The 1,763-nt window shown below is 69.5% G+C and carries 1 protein-coding gene and 1 pseudogene; both read right to left on the reverse strand.

All coding sequences use genetic code 11. The annotated features are described in order from the left end of the window. Window positions 1-127 precede the first annotated feature (127 nt). Window positions 128-880 (reverse strand): annotated as a pseudogene (locus tag AB0H87_RS41510) (ABC transporter permease); the annotation flags it as partial. A gap of 2 nt (window positions 881-882) precedes the next feature. Then, window positions 883-1,763: ATP-binding cassette domain-containing protein (locus tag AB0H87_RS41515; protein WP_360159281.1), on the reverse strand; the 881-nt coding region annotated here is incomplete at its 5' end.

Raw genomic sequence — 1,763 nt, forward strand, 5'->3', positions numbered from 1 at the left:
CGCGCGAGCTGTTCGGGCTGGACCTGACCGACGCGTACTACTTCTACTACGCGGCGCTGCCCGTGGTGCTGCTCGGGCTCTGGGCAGCCTGGCGGGCGCGGCGGTAGCGGGCGATCGACATCGGCACGAAGATCGCCAGGATCAGCAGGCACCAGCCGATCGACAGCCAGATCGGGTGCTGAGCGGGGAACCCGGTGCCGTTGGCGGCGCCGGCCGGCGCGTTGCCCCACAGTTCGCGCAGCGCGAGCACCACCGACGAGATCGGGTTCCACTCGGCCACGGGTCTCAGCACCGACGGCAGCGACGAGGTCGGCACGAACGCGTTGGACAGGAACGTCAGCGGGAACATCCAGATGAAACCCGCGCTCTGCGCGACCTCGACCGACTTCACCGACAGCCCGATCACCGCCGAGATCCAGCTCATCGCGTACGCGAAGAGGAAAAGGATCGCGAACCCGGCCACGCCGCGCGCGAAGCCCTCGTTGATCCGCCAACCGACGATCACGCCCGTGACGGCCATGACGATCACGGTGAAGACGTTGTTGATCAGGTCGGACGAGGTGCGCCCGAACAGCACGGCTCCGCGCGACATCGGCAGGGATCTGAACCGGTCGACGATGCCCTTCTGCAGGTCGTCGGCGAGCCCGATCGCGGTGATGCCGGCGCCGAACGCGACCGTCTGCACGAAGATGCCGGGGATCAGGAACTCGCGGTAGTTGATGCCCGGCGTGGCGATCGCGCCGCCGAACACGTACGCGAACAGCAGCACGAACATGATCGGCTGGATCGTCGAGAAGATGACCAGGTCCGGGACCCGCTTGATCTTCAGCAGGTTGCGCTTGGTGACTACCCAGCCGTCGTGGGCGCCCTCCAGCACCATGCTCACGGCGTACCCCCTGTCTCGGGCTGCTCCTCGGCGGGTTGGCCGGTGAGCGTGAGGAACACGTCGTCCAGCGTCGGCTTGCGGATCTCCAGGTTGGTCGGGGTGATCTCCGCGGCGTCCAGCTTGCGCACCGCCTCGACCAGCGCGGCCGTGCCGCGGTCGATGTGGACCGTGACCTCGCGGGCCTGGTCGTCGACCTCCGGCACGTCGCTGCCGACCGAGCGCAGCACATCGGCCGCGGTGGCCAGCTCGTCGCGGTCACCGACGGCGACCGCCAGCTTCTCGCCGCCCATCTGGGACTTGAGCTGCGTCGCCGTGCCCTGTGCGATGGCCCGCCCGTGGTCCATCACCACGATGTCGTCGCAGAGCCGGTCGGCCTCCTCCAGGTACTGCGTGGTGAGCAGCAGCGTCGAGCCGGCCTTGACCAGATCGCTGATCACGCCCCACATGCCGAGCCGGCTGCGCGGGTCGAGTCCCGTGGTCGGCTCGTCCAGGAAGATCACCGGCGGTTGTACGACCAGCGCACCAGCGAGGTCGAGCCGGCGCCGCATGCCGCCGGAGTACGTCTTGGCCGGCCGGTCGGCGGCGTCCGTGAGCTCGAACTGGTCCAGCAGCTCCTTGGCCCGGCGGCGGGCCTGCCGCTTGCCCAGGTGGTAGAGCCGGCCCACCATCTCGAGGTTCTCGTAGCCGGTCAGGTAGTCGTCGACGGCCGCGTACTGCCCGGAGACGCCGATGATCCGGCGCACGGCGCCGGGGTGCGCGCAGACGTCGATGCCGCCGACCTCGCCCGCCGCGACCACGTAGCACTGGTTCTCGATCGCCCGCGCGCGGAGCAGGACCTCCCAGTGGTCGCGGCCCGTGTGCAGCATGAACGCGGCCG

The organism is Asanoa sp. NPDC050611 (assembly GCF_040654855.1).
In the GTDB taxonomy this organism is placed as follows: domain Bacteria; phylum Actinomycetota; class Actinomycetes; order Mycobacteriales; family Micromonosporaceae; genus Asanoa.